Origin of the sequence: Rhodococcus sp. 27YEA6 (genome assembly GCF_044908235.1) — a bacterium.
Lineage (GTDB): Bacteria > Actinomycetota > Actinomycetes > Mycobacteriales > Mycobacteriaceae > Rhodococcus_F > Rhodococcus_F qingshengii.
This window is the reverse complement of record NZ_JBIYCY010000013.1, coordinates 104225-122114: the sequence shown is the minus strand read 5'-3', so window position 1 is coordinate 122114 and position 17890 is coordinate 104225. Positions and strand designations below refer to the sequence as shown.

The following is a 17890-nucleotide window of genomic DNA, read 5'->3' as shown; positions in this document are numbered from 1 at the left end:
CTGAAGCCCCCGCCGAACGGCGGGGGCTTCAGTGATCAAAACGCGGTCAGCTGCTGAGATGCTCACCCAGCAGTCGGTCCAACTCGACCGGCGCCTCGTCCGGAATCCAGTGGCTCACGCCGCTGAGAACCTCGAACCGGTACGGGCCGTCGACAAACGCGGGGGTGAGCGCAGACCCTTTGGGGCCGATGGCGGCGTCGCCGTCACTCCAGACGTGCAGGGTCGGCACGGTGACCCTGGCAGTTGCGGGGTTCGGCTTGGTCATCCACATCGCGCGGTACCAGTTCAGACCGCCGCGTAGCCGACCGGGAGCCAGCATGGCATTCAGATCGCGCCGTGCGTTCTCCGGCGTCTGCCCGCTCGAGATCAGGAACTTCTCACCCGCCGAGGTGGAGGACAGAACCTTCTCGGGAACGAACGGCAATTGGAACGCCCCCATGTACCACGATTTCAGTCCCTGCGTGCTGGTCACCATCGCCTTGACGAACGCCAGTGGATGCGGAACCGACACCGCGGTAACGGTGTTGAGCAAATCGGGCCGCTCGGCAGCGACCTGCCATGCGACTGCGGCACCCCAGTCGTGGCCGACCAGGTGCACTTTGCCCACCGCGAGCGCGTCGATCAGTGCGACAGTGTCAGCGGCGAGTTCGGACCCGCGGTATGCCCAGCGCGCTTTCGGCCTGGCGCCGGGTGAGTACCCTCGCTGATCCGGCGCCACCGTGCGGAAGCCGCGGGTGTGCAGCAGCGGTGCGAGCTGATCCCACGAGCTCGAATCCTGCGGAAACCCGTGCAGGAGAACCACGACCGGACCGTCGGCGGGTCCTTCGTCGCGTACGTCGAAGGTCAGCCCGGACCGGGAGTACGAGGTGAGGCGATCCGCCGGTGTAGTCATAGAGCCACGCTAGTCTTCGCGGCCCTGGTAACCGGAGCCTTTTCACCGGCACGCAGGAACTGACCTGTCTTTTCGATTCCGAATCCGGGGGCGAATTCGCCGTCGCGGTAGACGAGTCGGCCGTTGATCACCGTAGCGACCGCTGCGTCGTCGCTGCGGTTGACCATCCGGCTGATCCCGCCGTACTCGGGAACCTTTGCCTCGAACAACCCGTCCACCGACCCGTCGAGCCCGGCCGGGTCGATGACAACGAAGTCCGCGCGGTCACCCTGGCGTAGATGCCCGGCGTCGATGCCGTACCAGTCCGCCAGTTCGCCCGTCAGGCGGTGGATTGCGCGCTCGATGGTGAGGAACGGCTTGCGGTCACTCTGAGCGTCCTTGACGCGCTTGAGGAGTCGCACCGGGTAGTTGTAGAACGCCATGTTGCGCAGATGCGCGCCGGCATCGCCGAAGCCCATCTGCACACCGGAACTCGCGGCGAGTTTCTTCGCGAACTTGGGCCGGTGATTGGCAATGGTGGTGCGCCAGCGAAGATCTCGCCCGTACTTCACCACCAGGTCGAGGTACGCGTCCACCGGGTGCACTCCGCGGATGTCACCGACCTGACCGAAGTTCTTGCCGATCAACGTCTCGTCCGGGCATCCCACGATGCCCGCATCGTAGAAATTGCGATGCCAGATGCGGGGTGAGAACTTGTTGTCGTAGTCCTTACGGAATGCGCGACGGTACGACTCGTCCTGGAGCAGTTCGTTGCGCTCCACCTGGTCCTTGAGGTGCAAAGCGGCGGCGCCGGCACCGAACTCCTCGAACACGACCAGGTCGATTCCATCCGCGTAGACGGTGAAGGGAACCGGAAGGTGCTGCCACTTGAAATCGGTCTTCGCGAAGCGATTGAGCAGTGGGGCCGCAGCGAGCATGAAGTACACGATCACCGGGTAGGCCTTCGAATCCGCACCGGAGAGCAGCGACGTCTTGAGCGGTTTCTTGCGTCCGATCGCCGAGCTTTCGGCGAAGAACGCCGCGACGTTCGGATGCAGGTTGATGGTCGGAGCGCTCTGCAAGATCTTTCCGCGATCACGAAGGATGCGATTGAGGAATCGGAACTCTTTCCACCGTGCATACGTCGACGGCAAAGAGCGAGAACGATATTCGTCGCCGTCGATCTTGTCGAGGGCATTGGTCATCGACGACAGGCCCAGCATCCCAGCGTCGATGGCGTCCTCGAGCATCGAGCCCATCCGGCCGAGTTCCGAGCGAGTCGGCTTGACCTTCTTGTCGGTGCCGCGCCCCAGTCCGAGTACGTGCGTGCGGATATCGGAATGACCGATGAAGGCCGCGACATTGGGTCCGAGGGGAAGGGCTTCGAGGGCGGCGGTGTACGCCGCGGGACCGGTCCAGGTCTTGTTCGCTTCGAGGATGCGCAGCACCGCGTCGTGGGGAACTGCTTCGACCCGGCTGAACAGATCCGCGATCTCGCGCGGCGTCGAATACACCGTCGACAGCGAGCAATTGCCGAGCACGACCGTCGTGACGCCGTGGCGAACCGATTCCGGAAGCCCTGGACTGACCAAGGCTTCGGCGTCGTAGTGCGTGTGGACGTCGACAAAGCCGGGGAGAACCCATTTGCCGGCCGCGTCGATCACTTCTGTGTCCGGCCCGATCTCGAGGCGCGTCGTGGACACCTCCGCGACCACGCCGTCTCGAATTCCGAGATTACGACGCAGACCTGGAGCCCCCGTCCCGTCGAACCACAACCCGTCGTTGACCACGATGTCGAAAGCAGACACTGTCGGACTCCTCGCCTCACGTATGTGTTACCTCACGTTATAGACAGCGTTGAGTAAAAGTCAATGAACCTTCCGAACCAATACATAAGATGACGGAATGGCTGCAGTCCCCCGCTCCCCCGAAGACCGTCAGAGGCAAATCCTCGAGGTGGCAGTACAGATGCTGCGGACCGAGCCTTTCGACCAACTGTCGATGGATCGCGTCGCAGCCGAGGCCGGTGTCTCGCCGCCACTGCTGTTCCACTACTTCAAGAACAAGAAGGGTTTCCAGAACGCCATCCTCGAGGCCGCCTCGGCCGATCTCGAAGATCGAATGCGACCGGATCCCGAGCTACCCATCACGTCCCAGCTGCGCTCAGGTATCGAGACATTCGTCGACGCCGTTATCGAGCACCCCACCATTTACCTCGCCGTGATGCGTATGGCCGGCAGTGGCGACGTTCGAATGCGCACGATCTACCGAGGCATGCGCCGCACTTTCACCACGTGGATCGTCGCTGCGCTGACGAATCTAGGCATCGAATCGAACGCGACCGTGGAGGCGACAATCGCCGGGTGGCAGGCATTCATGGAGGAAATCGTCGTCAACTGGATCGACGAGCCGACGCTCGAGCGAGGCGAAATGGTCGACCTTTGCGAACGAATCTTCTACCACTGCCTACCGGCAGCGGGCATCAGCGTGGAGCAAATAGTTGCAGCCACCGTTGCCGCGACGGCCAGTGAGTCCGGCGCAACACAACTGTGATCTTCGTGCCGGGGTTTCACAGGTGGTCACGATTGGGTATCTTGCTTGCAGTGGCACTGGACCACGACCCCAACACATGAAGGATCCAACATGGAGTCTGTCGAAAACGTATTGCCCGAGGGTGTCAAGCTCGAAGACGTCTTGAGTGTCCTCAAGGTCGCAGTTGCGGGCATCGGCCTCATCAGCGCACTTTCGGCATTCAGCTGATCGCAAAGCGTCATCGACAGGCCGGACTTCGGGGAGTCCGGCCTGTTTTTTGTTTACGTTCCTGAACAATCCGTGAACTTTTCAGCAACTTCAGCGCAAAGCGGTCATTTCGACCCAAACAAGCGTCCAGTTTGCTAACTTGTGTCTGCGACACAAGGTCGTACAGAAACACCACGCAGACACAACCTTGTACATACACACCTGTACATACGACACGGAGGACCGAAACATGGGTTCCATCAACACCCTCAGCGCCGTCATCGACATCATCAAGGTCGTCCAGCCGTTGATCGCCAAGCTCAACCTCAGCTGATTCGCTTGCACCACACCCCTGCCAGGGCGTAACTCGAAATGGGGCCGACATCGTCGGCCCCATTTTCCGTAGGTGCTCTATCTCAGCCGAGTGCCTTCTTGATCTCTCCTGCCAGTACCGACGCCAGCTGCGGCGGCACCGCATTGCCGATCATCGTGCGCACCGCTCCCCACTTGCCCTCGAAGACGTAGTCGTCGGGAAAGGTCTGGAGGCGAGCAGCTTCTCGAACGGTCAACGATCGCGTGTGTTTCGGATGCACGTTGCGTGAAGCCGAGATCATCCCGAAAGTGGTTCCGACCGTGGACGCCGGCTCGTCCCACCGGAGGCGCTTGTACGTCGTGTTGTACCCGGAGGACGGTCGCATGGCCGGATCTTCGTTGTCGTGCGCCGACATTCCTTCCGGTACATCACGCAGCCACCGCAAGACGTGCTCGGGATGCTCGACGGCCCAGTGCAGCGGGTCCGTCTCGCAAGCCTGCCCGGATTCCAGCGGGGCCAGGTCGACGGTGGCATCGCGAAAAGTCCTAAGCGGCGCAACACCATTCACGCCGTGAGTCTTCGGCGGAAAACGCAGCGGCCCGATACCACTGTCGCGGCGGGTCGCCACGATGAACACTCGTTCCCGGAACTGCGGGACGCCGTAATCCTGCGCATTGACCGTGTTGACCGACGCGTCGTAACCGCATGCAGCCATCTCGCCGAGAATCCGGTCGACGACCATCCCACCGTCCGGGTCTTTCATGCTCAGCAGCAGCCGAACATTTTCCATCACCACGACCTTCGGCCTCACCAGATCGGCGAGCTCGAGTAGGTTCCGGAAGAGATGGTTACGCGGATCGTCGCGGTCTCGCCGGCCGGCGAGACTGAAACCCTGACACGGCGGCCCCCCGGCCAACACATCGATATTCACCTGTGCCAGAAGATCTTTCACCCGGGCTTCGTCGATCGCCCGGATGTCCTCACCGAGGCACTTCGCGCCGGGGAAGTTCCGATCGAAGGTCGCGCGCGCCTCCGGCACGACTTCGATGTATCCCTCCACCGAAAACCCCGCCATCCGAAAGCCTTCGGCCATACCGCCACAACCGGAGAACGCCGTCAATACGGTGGGGCCACCGTTTCCTGCCCCCGCGACCGCACGCCTGGCCACCGAGGCGGGGTCGTTGACCGGTGTCGCTCGACGCGCACGGGTACTACCGCTCGATCGCTTCCGGGGGGCCGCGTACGTGCCCTCACGCTTGGCTGCTTCCAACGCGGAGAGGGCCGTGAGGACTGCTCGCTCAACCGGTGGCTTCGGATATGCCTTGTCGAGTTCCCACGCGGAGACGACTGCTGACGAGACTCCCGCGAGGCGGGCGAACTGGAATTGACTGATCCCCACGTGCAAGCGCCGCGATCGCAGGTCCTGTCCCGAAATCAATTCAGTGCCTCACTCATGTGGTCCGCTCGCTCCGGCAGCCCAGACTATCGCAGCCGACGACGCGAACCAGGACTACACAAGAGAGACCGGCAGGCGGTATGCCTGCCGGTCTCCGACACGAGCGGATGACGGGATTCGAACCCGTGTGAACGGCTTTGCAGGCCGGTGCCTAGCCACTCGGCAACTAATCAAATGCCAACATTAGTGCTGGCCAGGGCGTTGCGGTGGTCGGCTCGTCGCCCTCGGACACATTCGGTACCTCATTGGTACCTCGCGCAGCGCGGCGCGCTCCGCACTTGTCGGTCCGCTCTGCAATGATTGGTCAATGCCTGAAACCCCACGCACTGTCGTCCGATTTGCAGTGGTTGCCCCCGATGGTCGCCGATCCAGCGAATGGCGCGTGTGGACAGGTGGCGAAGGCCGACCGCCGAAGAACGATGTCTACCTAGCTCCGGCTAAGAGCATCAAAGAGTTCAAAATCAGCCTGCACCGGGACAACATGGCGCAATACGGACTCTCAGACAGTATGCGCGCGCGGATCCGTCCGGGCGATCGGCACGCACCATTGCGGTGGGAGATGGATACAACGGAAATCACCCCTGGCTGGCGTTGCGGCTATCTACTGCGGTTTCCGGAACAAGAACATGAACAACTCGCGCCCTGCTCTGACGACGCAATAAAGGTACCCGCCGCGCCGCTTGGCGGTGAGGTCAGCATTGCCATCCTCATTGGAACTCCCAACGCAACCTTGAAGAGCGACTCGTTAGGCGAAATCATCGCGCTGCTCGACCGGGAAGATGGGGGCAAGGTCGCTGTTGTGGCGTTCCGAGGAACTTTTGACCCCGCTCTAGTCGCTGAACTTGAATTACAGGAATCGCAGTTCGGTTGGGCACTGCCGAGCCTGGTGACCGACAGGGAGCCGTTTGGTTGGGTGGTCCATAACCACGGAGGAACCCGCAGCAGTACCGAATTCAGCTCGTTAAAGCATGCGGTGCAACAAAAAGTTGTTTCGCTGGCTGGGTTCAACGGGGATGTAGGGTCGATTGAAGAGTGCCCGTCGGCAATCGACCATCGACACGCAGCGTGCGCCGTGTTGGTCTGCGGTTCCGGTGGTCACAGACTCTATGTGGATCCGCGCGGTCGCTGCTCTCATGAGCATTTAGCGAATGACGCAAGCACATTGGCTGACTCGTACGACCGTGGCGAGTTGGACGAGCATTGGGGGACGATGCCCGACGGCAGTTTGCACACCATGATTTCAACCCAGCGGGTCGTAGAGGAAATGGGAATTTCCCGGTGGGGCAGGTGACCGCGCGCGTTCAAACTGCGACTCGCCACTTAAGGTCTGAATCCTCCTTCTAGCGGCGGCCATTAAACACATAAGTTCGCGCCGCATGCACGAGAGTGAAGCCGCATCAATGACGGAGCGCGGGACAGCTTGTGATACAACACATTCATGGGATTCGATGATTCATGGGCAATGCGTACGTGTGGATACTGCGGGCTTAAGCGAGCTCAAATGAACGTCGTGATCTCAGCAGGTAGCAAAACCGCACGCAAGAAAACCCGTCACCACACGATTCTGTCGTGCCCGGATTGTGCGAGACTCACCATCCTTGAGCACACGACGCCAGGGGTGACAGACAGCTTAATCAGAGTGTCACCTGAGTCGCTTGAAGAATCCTCAGTCGTGAAACACCTTCCCGACGATGTAGCCAAGTATTTCGGCGATGCACGCCGTGCGATTGACGCGGATATCCCCGACGCCGCGGCGGTTCAACTTCGGCGCACGCTGGAGGCTGCTGCCAAGAGTCGCGGCATTCAGGAGAAAGTACTTTTCAGGAGCATCGAAAAATTGATTGCGGACGGCCACGTCACGAACAGCTTCAGCGGCGCTCTTGACCACATACGTGTAGTGGGCAACCAGGGTGCGCACGCCGGAGACGAAAGTGTAAGCGAAGCCCAGGCAGAGCAGGCCTATAGATTTACGACGCAGCTACTGCGAAACCTTTTCGAAGTGCCTGGCGAGCTTGATGCGCTCGCGAAGGAATCTAATGATTCGGTTGAGTAAATTCACTTGATGCCGTCTAACTCACCCTCATCTGAACCAAGTTGCAGTTCAGCGCTGGTTGCCCGAGCGCGCCGAGGGCAGTCATTGCATCCGCATGGTCGTCCTGGAACAGGTGCGCGTACACGCCAAGGGTGACGTTGGTGTTGGCATGCCCCATAAAATTGGACAGCACAAACGGCTGAATCCGTGCCGCAATGCACAAACTGGCGTAGGTATGTCGCAAGCTGTGGAAGCGAAAGTCGTCGGGTAGTCCCGCGCCTGCAAGATTCGCCCGGTGGACAGCGGGCCGGTACACCTGCCCGTAGAAGTTCCGATGGACTACGGGCGACTCCCAATCCAATAGCAACCGCTCCTCAGCATCCGCGAGAGGTTGGCGGGCGGACTGCTCGGCCGGGGTCATCCGCTTACCCTTGCGCGGTCCGCTTTCGTGCGTGGGTGCTCGCTTGCCGCTCGGCTTCTGCAGTTTCAGGGCAGCGGCAGGGAACAACGGCGCAGACGGCTCATCCGCTCGCGGGTGCGCTTCAAGGTAGTCGCGCAAAACCGCGACCGTTGCCCGGGTCAGTGGCACCTTCCGCCGGCTCCCCCGTGTCTTGGGGTTGTCGTAGACAATCTCCGGTTTACCCGGCATCGCGTTGGATTCCAGATTAACCAGAGGTCCGTACTTCACCAAGACTGTTCGCTCCACATGAACCGCACCGGGAGCCAGGTGATTTTGCGGTTGAGGCAGCTTGAGATCACCCACCTGCAAACCAGCCAGTTCGGCGGCGCGCAGGCCAGTCCAGGCGGCAACGTGCACCGTCACGTTGTATGGTCAAGGCGTTGCTGTCGCGAGAGCGGCCACTTGGTCCGCAGCAAGGAACTGCGCTGGGTCCACTATGCCGTCAGTAACCTTGTTGGCTGACTTCGCGGAATCGACCACCGCAACGACGGCAGTCCGGTCGGTGGGCAGCGTGACGTGGTCACACGGATTGGCACTGATCCGTCCGTCGGCAACGGCCTGGTCCAGCACCTGTTTGAGAATGAAATACTGATGCTTGATTGTGCTGGGGCGTTTGCCTTCGCTCACACGGCGCGCTATCCAACTGACGATCAGCGGGCGGGTGATCTTCTTCGGCGGGTAGCCGCCGAAGGTCGCGTCCAGGTCCGCGCCTGTATTGAGAATGTAGGCGTACCCCTGACGGGTGCGCGGCTTCAGGTCCATCCGCGAGGCCAGCCAATCCCCCGCCACCGAGCGAAACGTCACCCCTCCGGCTTTCGCGTCGAATGTGGTGCCCCGGTTCTGGTTGAAGTCGACCTCGGTCGCATAGTCCTCGGCAGCCTTCTTGTTCGTGAACCCGCCCTTACTCCGCCCCTTGCCGTCCGGGGTGCGGTACTTGACCACGTAGCGGGTCTGGCCGTTACTCGTCGTCCGCTTCTGTACGTGCGCCATGTCAGGCCACTGCCTTCGTTGTCAGGCCCAGGCGCTTCAACGCGCTACGGACAGTGGAGTAATGCCAGGTGTCGCCTCCGGTTGCAGTGAGCACCCCTTCGTCAGTGAGCCGCGAAGCAATTGCCTTCGCCCCGAAACCTTCTGTATGGAGCACTTGAATGCGTCGCTGCGTCGCCGGAGCGATCAGCCGTCCACGTCCTTGCTGTCGCTGCGCCTCTAGTCCTTCGCGGGTGCGCTCGGCAATCTTGCGACGTTCCTCTGCCGCGACTGCCAGGCGCACGTCCGCGACAAGGCGCTGACTCGGGTCCCCGCTGTCGGCACCGTTGCAGTCCATGAGTCGCCACCCGTATCGCTCCGCTCGCTTGAAGAGTTCGGCGGCGTCCAACTGGTCGCGGGTAGCTCGGTCCAGGGCACGCACCAGCAGCACGTCCGCGACGCCGTTCTCAATCGCGGCGATGGCGACAGACCTACCGTGCATCAGGTCTGCCTTGGCTCCACTGACCACGTCCATCGTCACCGTCAGCAACTCATGACCGCTAGCTTCGCACCAGCGCTCCATCGCATCTCGCTGCGCCGCCAGTCCATATCCGTCGTCGCCCTGCGCGTTGGTACTCACTCGCACGTACCCGATGATCCTCATGCCCGTTCTCTCCCTTGCTGGTTGGGGGGTGTTGCAACACAAGGGTGGTTGCGCCCCCTGCGCCCCAACCGTACCGGCGGGCGTTGCGCCCATGGCGGCGAGTTATGTTGTCTCGCTTGAATATCCGTGACCCCAAGACGATGGCGTCGACTTCGGATTTGAGCAGTTACAAACGGCAGGCCAAGCAACTGCCCACCCGCGCCCATCAAATCCGATGAGGCGACGGATGGGCCGGTCTATTAGCGGTTACGGCGGCGCGCCTGCGGTGCCAGCGGTGGCGTGGTTGCCCGTAACTGGTTGAGTGCGTCTTCCATCGGCATCAGGCCGCCACTTGCGGAATTCTGCGGTTCAGGATCCGGGGCAGGTTGTTCACGGACAGTACGAGACGGCACATGAACGACGTCTTCCAGGTAGTCATCGTCCACCAACTCTGCGTCCAGAAGGTCTCGCCAGCCGAAGGCGGATTCGTCCACAACGTCTCGCGCTGCACGGCTTTCGGCCCTGCTTCCACCAACGAACATTTCGGTAAGCAATTCCTCAAAGGGCTTGCTCGGCCCGACCTCCACCGAGACAGCAGTTTTCGCGCTCAAGCCCGCACGGTCCAACGCATCTTTGATCGCCGCGAGTTTTACCGCTGCCGGGGCGTCGTCGGCGGTGGCGATGCCTAGCAATTCCTTCGCCATACGATCCGCCGCTAGTTCCAATCTGACGCGGGCTTTCGCCTTCACCTGGTTTGTTCCAATTCGGTGATCAGCGAGAAATCGCTGTAAGGACGGGCGGTCGAACCGAGCATTTGCTCTAGTTCTGGAAAGCCGGTCTCCGACCGAACTGAAATACGACGCGGGACTGCCGCGTATGAAGGGATGCGATTGCCCGGCCTCTGACCGGGGATTGTGTACCTGCGGCTGGGCGCTGCCTTGCGGTGCCGTACCGGGTGCCAGGCTAACCCACATTTGCCCCGCTGCACCACGCTCAACCACGGCGAACGCCGTACTTCCGTGGTACCTCCGCAGCAGATGCACAACAGGTAATCCGACAGTAGGCAACCACTCTCCGCAACTACGCAACGGTGCATGAAATAGCGCTCTCACCTGCGAATACAAATCGGGGCTGACCGTGGTGGCCAGCCCCGACGCCCGAGCGGATGACGGGACTCGAACCCGTGTGAACGGCTTTGCAGGCCGGTGCCTAGCCACTCAGCCACACCCGCGTCAGTGAGTAACTCTGCCCTGGGTGACGATCTCGAACCACAGTTCCGCTCAGCATGATTCGAGTGCATTCTCGCCAAGCGTTCCAGTCTCTGGGAAAAGTGCGGGCCTTTCGGGAACAAATCGGTCAGTCTCGATGCTGACTCCCTCGGTGGGCGCAGGTCATTCGATTGCGGCCCGAATTTCGACCGAACGACCGAGCAGTTCGCCAGACCCAGACAACCCAGAAGGTTTCATGAGTGCCGAGAACACCGCCATCGCCCCGCTTGTGAAGACAGCCCCGCTGGAAACGAGCAGTATCGACCGTAAGCCGAGCGTCGGGAAGATTCTTGCCCTCGGTTCCATGACTGCACTCGGACCCTTCACCATCGACATGTACCTGCCCGCGCTGCCGGATATCGGTGCCGATCTCGGAGTCTCGTCGTCAACGGTTCAGCTGACGATCACCGGAACCCTCATCGGCCTCGCACTCGGACAGCTGTTGGTCGGGCCGCTCTCGGACACTCTCGGCCGCAAGAAGCCGCTGCTCGCCGGGATCGGTGTGCACATCCTGGCTTCGCTGCTGGCGGTCTTCGCACCGAGCATCGCGGTCCTCGGCATCCTGCGGGTTTTCCAGGGCATGGGCGCGGCGGCCGCGGCAGTGGTCACCATGGCGATCGTGCGCGACCTCTACAGCGGTAACACCGTTGCCGTTGTGATGAGCCGGCTGATGCTCGTGCTCGGCGTTGCGCCGATCCTGGCGCCCAGCATCGGTGGCGCCCTCCTCGTCTCCCTCGACTGGCGCGGGATCTTCGTCGTCCTGGCACTGATCGGCGTCGGCACGGCGATGATCGGTGCGTTCGGACTCTCCGAAACACTGCCGAAGGAAAAGCGTCGCCCGAGCGGATTGACGTCGGTTCTCCGAACCTACGGTTCGCTGCTCGGCGACCGCACGTTCATGGTCCTCACGCTCGTCTCCAGCGTCGGCATGGCGTCGTTGTTCGCGTATGTCTCGGGCGCGTCGTTTGTCTATCAGGATCAGTACGGCCTCAACCAGCAGGAGTTCGCACTGCTCTTCAGTGCGGGCGCGATTGCGTTGATCGGCGCTTCGCAGGTAAACGTCCGACTGCTCGACCGGTGGACTCCTCAGCAGATCACCAAGTGGGCCCTCGTGGCTGCCGTTGTCTCCGGGGCCGTCGTCATTGCTGTCGCGGTCCTGGAACTGGGCGGGCTCGCTGGATTCGTGATCGCACTGTGGGTCATGGCCGGTGCCATCGGGTTCGTTCTGCCCAACGCCCCGGCACTGGCGCTCGCTCGTCACGGCGAAGCGGCCGGTACTGCCGCGGCAATGCTCGGGGCATTCCAGTTCGGCGTCGGTGCGGCCATCGCGCCGGCAGTCGGCCTGCTGGGAAACACGAGCACAGCCCTGGCCGTCACGATGACGGCGTGTGTGTCGCTCGGTCTGATCGCTCTTCTGGCTACGACCCGAAAGAGTGAATCGGTCTAACCGGCAGCGGAGAACCACTCGCTGTAGAAGGTGGCAAGTCCCAGGACGCACGAGATCGCGACGAAGATCCAGAATCTTGCGATCACGACGGTTTCCGGCCAACCGAGTAACTCGAAGTGATGATGGATCGGGGCCATCTTGAATACGCGTCGACCGGACGATCGGAAGACCAGAACCTGGATGATCACCGACAGGATCTCAGCGACGAACAGGGCGCCGATGATGACCATCAGCAGCTCGGTGTGCGTCGTGACGGACAGGCCGACAACCAGGCCGCCGAGTGCCAAGGAGCCGGTGTCGCCCATGAAGATCTGAGCCGGGGCGGCATTCCACCAGAGGAAGCCGAGGCACGCCCCGCCTGCGGCGGCAGCGACGATCGCGAGATCCAGGGGGTCACGAACGTCGTAGCAACCGGCGGCAGGCTCGAGGACACACGAGTTCCGGTACTGCCAACCGGCGATGACGACGTAGGTCCCCAGGATCATGCCCATCGACCCGGCCGCGAGACCGTCGAGGCCGTCGGTGAAATTGACGGCGTTGGACCAGGCGAACACCAGAATGCAGAAGAAGACCACAAAGCCGATGGCACCCATGGAGAACACCGAGATATCTCGCACATGGGACAGGTACTGGCTTCCGGGAGTGACTCCGTTGTTGTTGGAGAACTGCAGGAACAAAATGCCGAAGATGATGGCACTTGCCAGCTGACCGACAGTCTTTGCCGTCTTGTTCAGCCCGAGATTGCGCTTCTTGCGAATCTTGATGAAGTCGTCGAGAAAGCCGACGATTCCCAGTGACGTCGCCAGCGCGAGAACCAGCCAACCGGATGCAGACAGCCGCGGTAGCCGCGAGCCGAAACCGATGATGTGTGCCGCCAGGTAGCCCGCCCACATGCCTGCGATGATCGCGATGCCGCCCATTGACGGGGTGCCACGCTTGCCCTGATGGCTCTGCGGACCCTCGATCCGAATCTCGTGCCCGAGCCCCTGCCGCGAAAGCACACGAATGAGAAACGGAGTCAGGAAGAGCGCGACGAACAACGAGACGCCACCCGCTACGAGGATTGAAATCACCCGTGGGACTCTACAGACGTAAGCGGCTGCGACACACAATCAGACAAGGCACCCGACCGCTTGCCAGCATGGGATGATCGAACCTATGTCTCCCCCCGCGCCGCTCCCCCTCGACCCCATCGAAGAGGCGCATCGTCAGTGGACGGAGCACGGGTGGAGCGACGTCGCCGACGGTATGGCTGCGGTCACGTCGGTGATGCGTGCGCAGCAGATCATGATGGCGCGGGTCGAAGAGGTACTCAAGCCGCTCGGGTTGACCTTCGCTCGCTACGAACTGCTGACGCTTCTCACCTTCACCAGGTCGGGCGCACTCCCGATGGCCAAGGCGAGCGCCCGACTCCAGGTCCACCCCACCAGCGTCACCAATGCCGTCGACCGTTTGGAGAAAGCGGAGTTGGTCAGGCGGGTCCCGCATCCCAGCGATCGCCGTGCGACGCTCATCGAGATCTCTGACGCGGGTCGCGCGCTGGCCCTCGAAGCCACCGAAATGCTCAACAGCAAGGTGTTCGCTCACCCCGGACTCCAGCAGGACAAGCTCGAGCAATTGGTGACGATCCTCACTGAACTTCGCAAGACTGCGGGTGACTTCGACACCGGTGGCGCACCGACCAAGTGGTGAACCGACCACCCGTACACACAAAGAAACTGCCCTCACACTCTCGACGAGTGTGAGGGCAGTTTCAGCGCTGTTGAAATTCGGCGCTGTTGAAATTCAGCGATGCTTGAATTCTGCCGACCGCTTCTCCACGAACGCGGTCATGCCTTCCTTCTGATCCTCCGTCGCGAAGGTCGAGTGGAACACCCGACGCTCGAAGCGGACGCCCTCGGCGAGGGTGGTCTCGAAGGAGCGGTTGACTGCTTCCTTGGCCATCATCGCAATCGGCAGCGACATCTCGGCGATGGTGGTTGCGGTCTTCAGGGCATCGTCGAGCAGATCGGCGGCCGGAACGATCCGGGCAACCAGGCCTGCACGTTCGGCTTCTTCTGCGTCCATGTTGCGGCCGGTGAGGCACAGCTCCATGGCCTTGGCCTTGCCCACGGCGCGCGTAAGGCGCTGCGAGCCACCGATACCCGGAATGACACCGAGCTTGATCTCGGGCTGGCCGAACTTCGCGGTATCCGAAGCGATGATGAAATCGCAGAGCATCGCCAGTTCGCAGCCACCACCGAGCGCGTATCCGGAGACGGCGGCGATCAGCGGCTTACGAGCTGCTGCGACGCGATCCCACGGGGTGAAGAAATCCTCGACGTATGCGTCCATGTACGTCTTGGACTGCATTTCCTTGATGTCGGCACCGGCGGCGAAGGCGCGCTCGGAACCGGTGATCAGGATGGCTCCGATGCCGCTGTCCGCTTCGAGGTCGGCAACCGCGGCGACGACCTCGTTCATCAGCTCGGAGTTCAGCGCGTTGAGAGCCTTCGGGCGGTTGAGCGTGATGACGCCGACGCGACCCTTACGCTCGAGGATGATGGTGTTGAAGTCGGTCACTACTGTCCTTCGGTCGAACGGTCACGGATGTCGTTGATGATGGCAGAGAAGTCCTGACCGCCACCGCCTGCGGCATGGAAGCGACTGTAGAGCTCGGCGGCCTTGAGTCCGATCTCCGCATCGACGCCGTTGTTGCGCAGCGCATTTGCTGCCAGACCCAGGTCCTTGTCCATCAGTGCAACAGCAAAGCCAGGCTGGTAGTCGTTGTTGGCCGGGCTGGTGGGCACCGGTCCCGGTACCGGGCAGTTGGTGGTCAGTGCCCAGCACTGCCCCGAGGCGTTGGACGCCACGTCGAAGAGCGCTTGGTTGCTCAGGCCGAGCTTTTCGCCCAACACGAACGCCTCGCTGATCGCGATCATCGAAATGCCGAGGATCATGTTGTTGCAGATCTTGGCTGCCTGGCCGACACCGGCGTCGCCGCAGTGAACGACCTTGCGGCCCATCACGTCCAGCAACGGTGACGCGGCTTGGAAGTCAGCCTCGGAACCGCCGACCATGAATGCCAGCGTGCCTGCGGTAGCCCCGACGACTCCACCGGAGACCGGTGCGTCGACGCTGCGGTGACCGGCCGCTTCGGCCTTGTCGTGTGCCTCGCGGGCGTCGGCGACGTCGATGGTGGAACAGTCGATGAACAGCGTGCCCGGTGTTGCCACCGGCAGCAGCTCTTCGTACAGACCCAGAACGTGCTTACCGCTCGGCAGCATCGTGATCACGACGTCGGCACCGCGAACGGCGTCGACCGCCGAATCCGCCACCGATGCACCGTCTTTGACTGCCTGCTCCAGCGCCGCAGGTGCCAGGTCGAAACCGACGACCTTGTGTCCGGCCTTGACGAGATTGGCCGCCATCGGGCCACCCATGTGACCGAGTCCGATAAATCCAATGGTGCTCATTAGTGATGCTCCTTCGGCGGTGATCAGTTGCCTTGCGGTTGAGGGGCGAGTCCGAGCTCGTTGTCGCCCAGCGGGGCGAAGTAGGCGTCGACGGATTCTGCCGTGACGTCGTCGAGAGTTGCCGGCAACCACTTCGGGTTTCGGTCCTTCTCCACGACCTGGGCGCGAATGCCCTCGACCAGATCGTGTGAGGCGAGCGCAGCGGTCGAGACCCGGAACTCCTCGTTGAGGACTTCTTCCAAGCTTGCTGCTTCCTTGGCATGCCGCAGAGATCGCAGGGTCACCGACAGTGCAATCGGGGACTTGCCGAGAATCTGCTCCGCTGCCTTCTCAGCTTCGGGGATTCCACTTGCGCGAAGACGCTCGACGATGGTGGATACGTCGTCGGCGGAGTACGCGGCGTCGATCCAGCTCTGCTGGGCCAACAGTTCCGACACCGGAGCCGGCTCCGCGTACTGCGCCACGGCGTCGGCAACCGAAGACGACGCGAGTGCGGCGATGAACGTCTCGATGTTCTCCGACGGGATGAAGTGGTCAGCGAAACCTGCTGCGATGGCATCGCCGGCGCTCAGTCGTGCCGTGGTGAGCGCGATGTGCGTCCCGAGTTCACCGGGAGCACGCGAGAGCAGGTAAGTTCCGCCCACGTCTGGAATGAAACCGATTCCGGTCTCGGGCATTCCGATCATCGAGCGCTCGGTCACGATGCGAATGTCGCCGTGTGCGGACACTCCGACGCCACCGCCCATGACGATCCCGTCCATGATCGCGACGTACGGCTTCGGGTAGTTCGCGATCTCGGAGTTGAGGATGTACTCCTCACGCCAGAAGTCGAGCGAACCGGTCTTGCCGTCCTTGGCGTCATGGTAGATCGAGACGATGTCGCCGCCGGCGCACAGACCACGCTCGCCGGCGCCCGTGAGTACGACTGCCTTGACGTCGTCGTCGGACTTCCATTCCTCGAGGGCCTTGGCCATCGCCTTGACCATCGAGTGGTTGAGGGCATTGATCGCCTTGGGACGGTTGAGAGTGATGAGCCCCAGTCCGTCACGCTTTTCGATCAATACCTCGAGCTCGTCGCTCATGCTGCTCCCTGCTTTCCCTGACCTGATGCGACCACGCTGCGGGCGATGACCACCCTCATGATCTCGTTGCTGCCTTCGAGGATCTGATGAACCCGAAGATCGCGGACGATCTTCTCGATCCCGTACTCAGCAAGATAGCCGTACCCGCCGTGAAGCTGGAGGGCCTTGTTGGCTACGTCGAATCCGGTGTCGGTGGCAAAGCGCTTGGCCATCGCACACAACTCCACGACGTCGGACGCTCCGTCTTCGAGTGCGGCAGCGGCGCGCCACAGCAACGTCCTGGCCGCTTCGAGTTCGGTACGCATGTCGGCGAGCTGGAACTGCAGGGCCTGCGACTCGATCAGTGCCGAACCGAAAGCTTTGCGGTCCACCAGATATGCGACTGCCTTCTCCAGCGCTGCCTGGGCCCCACCAACCGAACAGGCGGCGATGTTCAGCCGGCCGCCGTTGAGACCCTTCATGGCGATGCGGAATCCGCTGCCCTCTTCACCGAGCATGTTGGCGGCAGGAACTCGCACGTCTTCGAAGATCACCTGACGGGTGGGCTGCGCGTTCCAGCCCATCTTGACCTCGTTGGCACCGAAGGACAGTCCGGGCGAATCCTTGGGCACGATGAACGCCGAGATCCCCTTGGCGCCGGCAGATCCGGTGCGCGCCATCACGACGTACACGTCGGAAGTGCCTGCGCCGGAGATGAACTGCTTGACGCCGTTGAGGATGTAGTCGTCACCGTCGCGGACGGCCTTGGTGCTCAGGCCCGCAGCATCGGAGCCAGCGCCGGGTTCGGTGAGGCAGTAGCTGCCCAGTTGATCCATCGAGCAGAGTCCGGGGATCCATTTGTGGCGCTGTTCGTCGTTGCCGAACTGGTCGATCATCCACGTGACCATGTTGTGGATGGAGATGTACGCTGCGATCGACGGATCGCCCTTGGCCAGCTCTTCGAAGATCCGGGCAGCGTCGACGCGACTCAGTTCACTGCCACCCACGTCTTCACGAATGTAGATACCGCCCATCCCCAGGGACGCCGCCTTACGGAGGACGTCCACCGGGAAATGCTTGGTCTGATCCCACTCCACTGCGTTGGGCGCCAGATGCTCGGCCGCGAAGTCGCGGGCAGTGTCACGAATCGCCCGCTCGTCATCGGTCAGAGTAAACATG

Annotated in this window: 18 protein-coding genes and 1 tRNA gene; 6 read left to right on the top strand and 13 right to left on the bottom strand. The window is 62.0% G+C overall.

Going from position 1 to position 17890, the window contains the following annotated elements:
- Positions 1-46 precede the first annotated feature (46 nt).
- Both ABH939_RS25790 and ABH939_RS25785 read right to left on the bottom strand, forming a co-directional pair.
- Positions 47-892, bottom strand: a complete 846-nt coding sequence (locus ABH939_RS25790) for an alpha/beta fold hydrolase (protein WP_064113028.1) — start codon at positions 890-892, stop codon at positions 47-49.
- Positions 889-2679 carry an amidohydrolase family protein gene (locus ABH939_RS25785; RefSeq protein WP_404650356.1) on the bottom strand — a complete coding sequence of 597 codons (1791 nt, stop codon included), beginning with the start codon at positions 2677-2679 and terminating at the stop codon, positions 889-891. The genes ABH939_RS25790 and ABH939_RS25785 overlap by 4 nt, the downstream gene beginning before the upstream one ends.
- 97 nt (positions 2680-2776) lie before the next feature.
- On the opposite strand from ABH939_RS25785, the gene ABH939_RS25780 reads away from it, so the two are divergent.
- Positions 2777-3424, top strand: coding sequence for a TetR/AcrR family transcriptional regulator (locus ABH939_RS25780; protein WP_054186755.1), 648 nt, complete (start codon positions 2777-2779; stop codon positions 3422-3424).
- Between the two features lie 394 nt (positions 3425-3818).
- Positions 3819-3944, top strand: a complete 126-nt coding sequence (locus ABH939_RS25775; RefSeq protein ID WP_003941303.1) for a hypothetical protein — start codon at positions 3819-3821, stop codon at positions 3942-3944.
- A gap of 82 nt (positions 3945-4026) precedes the next feature.
- Here the strand turns inward: ABH939_RS25775 and dcm are convergent, their stop codons facing one another.
- A complete protein-coding gene (gene dcm / locus ABH939_RS25770; RefSeq protein WP_404650355.1) occupies positions 4027-5322 on the bottom strand; it encodes a DNA (cytosine-5-)-methyltransferase in 1296 nt (431 codons plus the stop codon).
- A gap of 364 nt (positions 5323-5686) precedes the next feature.
- On the opposite strand from dcm, the gene ABH939_RS25765 reads away from it, so the two are divergent.
- Both ABH939_RS25765 and ABH939_RS25760 read left to right on the top strand, forming a co-directional pair.
- Positions 5687-6670 carry a hypothetical protein gene (locus ABH939_RS25765; protein WP_404650354.1) on the top strand — a complete coding sequence of 328 codons (984 nt, stop codon included), beginning with the start codon at positions 5687-5689 and terminating at the stop codon, positions 6668-6670.
- Positions 6671-6880: 210 nt separating this feature from the next.
- Positions 6881-7432, top strand: a complete 552-nt coding sequence (locus ABH939_RS25760) for a DUF4145 domain-containing protein (protein WP_404650353.1) — start codon at positions 6881-6883, stop codon at positions 7430-7432.
- 16 nt (positions 7433-7448) lie between these two features.
- On the opposite strand, the gene ABH939_RS25755 is transcribed toward ABH939_RS25760, so the two are convergent.
- The 5 genes from ABH939_RS25755 to ABH939_RS25735 form a co-directional block, all read right to left on the bottom strand.
- Positions 7449-8234 carry a tyrosine-type recombinase/integrase gene (locus tag ABH939_RS25755; RefSeq protein ID WP_404650352.1) on the bottom strand — a complete coding sequence of 262 codons (786 nt, stop codon included), beginning with the start codon at positions 8232-8234 and terminating at the stop codon, positions 7449-7451.
- Between the two features lie 9 nt (positions 8235-8243).
- On the bottom strand, positions 8244-8861 hold the full coding sequence (locus tag ABH939_RS25750; RefSeq protein WP_404650351.1) for a hypothetical protein: 618 nt from the start codon (positions 8859-8861) through the stop codon (positions 8244-8246).
- Position 8862: 1 nt separating this feature from the next.
- The gene (locus ABH939_RS25745) at positions 8863-9501 is read right to left on the bottom strand and encodes a recombinase family protein (protein ID WP_404650350.1); all 639 of its coding nucleotides are present in this window, start codon (positions 9499-9501) and stop codon (positions 8863-8865) included.
- A gap of 239 nt (positions 9502-9740) precedes the next feature.
- Positions 9741-10184 carry a hypothetical protein gene (locus ABH939_RS25740; protein ID WP_404650349.1) on the bottom strand — a complete coding sequence of 148 codons (444 nt, stop codon included), beginning with the start codon at positions 10182-10184 and terminating at the stop codon, positions 9741-9743.
- A 456-nt stretch (positions 10185-10640) separates the two neighbouring features.
- Positions 10641-10711: transfer RNA gene (locus tag ABH939_RS25735), tRNA-Cys, on the bottom strand.
- Positions 10712-10944: 233 nt separating this feature from the next.
- Here ABH939_RS25735 and ABH939_RS25730 point away from each other — a divergent pair.
- A complete protein-coding gene (locus ABH939_RS25730) occupies positions 10945-12195 on the top strand; it encodes a multidrug effflux MFS transporter (RefSeq protein ID WP_404650348.1) in 1251 nt (416 codons plus the stop codon).
- Here the strand turns inward: ABH939_RS25730 and mraY are convergent.
- Positions 12192-13268, bottom strand: a complete 1077-nt coding sequence (gene mraY / locus ABH939_RS25725) for a phospho-N-acetylmuramoyl-pentapeptide-transferase (RefSeq protein ID WP_003941316.1) — start codon at positions 13266-13268, stop codon at positions 12192-12194. The two genes, ABH939_RS25730 and mraY, sit on opposite strands and share 4 nt — an antisense overlap.
- A gap of 85 nt (positions 13269-13353) precedes the next feature.
- Between mraY and ABH939_RS25720 the strand changes: the two genes are divergently transcribed.
- Positions 13354-13887, top strand: coding sequence for a MarR family winged helix-turn-helix transcriptional regulator (locus ABH939_RS25720; RefSeq protein WP_054825961.1), 534 nt, complete (start codon positions 13354-13356; stop codon positions 13885-13887).
- Positions 13888-13980: 93 nt separating this feature from the next.
- Here the strand turns inward: ABH939_RS25720 and ABH939_RS25715 are convergent, their stop codons facing one another.
- From ABH939_RS25715 to ABH939_RS25700, 4 genes are read right to left on the bottom strand one after another with little or no spacing between them, the layout of a single operon-like run.
- The gene (locus tag ABH939_RS25715; RefSeq protein ID WP_054781510.1) at positions 13981-14757 is read right to left on the bottom strand and encodes an enoyl-CoA hydratase; all 777 of its coding nucleotides are present in this window, start codon (positions 14755-14757) and stop codon (positions 13981-13983) included.
- The gene (gene mmsB / locus ABH939_RS25710) at positions 14757-15650 is read right to left on the bottom strand and encodes a 3-hydroxyisobutyrate dehydrogenase (RefSeq protein ID WP_003941308.1); all 894 of its coding nucleotides are present in this window, start codon (positions 15648-15650) and stop codon (positions 14757-14759) included. Before mmsB ends, ABH939_RS25715 begins: the two co-directional genes overlap by 1 nt.
- A 23-nt stretch (positions 15651-15673) precedes the next feature.
- A complete protein-coding gene (locus tag ABH939_RS25705; RefSeq protein WP_042923165.1) occupies positions 15674-16732 on the bottom strand; it encodes an enoyl-CoA hydratase/isomerase family protein in 1059 nt (352 codons plus the stop codon).
- The gene (locus tag ABH939_RS25700) at positions 16729-17889 is read right to left on the bottom strand and encodes an isobutyryl-CoA dehydrogenase (RefSeq protein ID WP_054187331.1); all 1161 of its coding nucleotides are present in this window, start codon (positions 17887-17889) and stop codon (positions 16729-16731) included. Before ABH939_RS25700 ends, ABH939_RS25705 begins: the two co-directional genes overlap by 4 nt.
- Between the last annotated feature and the right edge of the window lies 1 nt (position 17890).